At 64.5% G+C, this 391-nt stretch carries 1 pseudogene; it reads left to right on the plus strand.

The annotated features are described in order from the left end of the window. Window positions 1-67: 67 nt before the first annotated feature. Window positions 68-358, plus strand: a pseudogene (gene pcm / locus AB1L30_RS00970) (protein-L-isoaspartate O-methyltransferase); the annotation flags it as partial. Window positions 359-391: the final 33 nt, after the last annotated feature.

Raw genomic sequence — 391 nt, forward strand, 5'->3', positions numbered from 1 at the left:
AATGGCCGTCGAGAAGTCCAGCTCGAACTTCGCGACGTTCAGGTCAGCCCCGGCGGAGAACAGACTCATGCCCGATCAGCCTGATGTGCGTGCCCGGGAACTGGCAAACCATCTGAGGCAGCGAGGGATCACCGATGCGAAAGTCCTCGAGGCGATCCTGAACGTCCCCCGCGACCAGTTCGTGCCGCCGGCGATGCAATCAGACGCCTGGGAGGATCGAGCGCTGCCGATCGCCTGTGAGCAGACGATCAGCCAGCCGTTCATGGTGGCCCTGATGACCCAGGAACTCGCGCTGACCGGTGCCGAGCGGGTGCTCGAGGTCGGGACCGGGAGCGGATACCAGACCGCCGCCCACTTGCGCGGCAATGGCCCATGATGGAGCGTATCAAGA

The sequence above is a fragment of the Bremerella sp. JC817 genome (assembly GCF_040718835.1).
Classification (GTDB): domain Bacteria; phylum Planctomycetota; class Planctomycetia; order Pirellulales; family Pirellulaceae; genus Bremerella.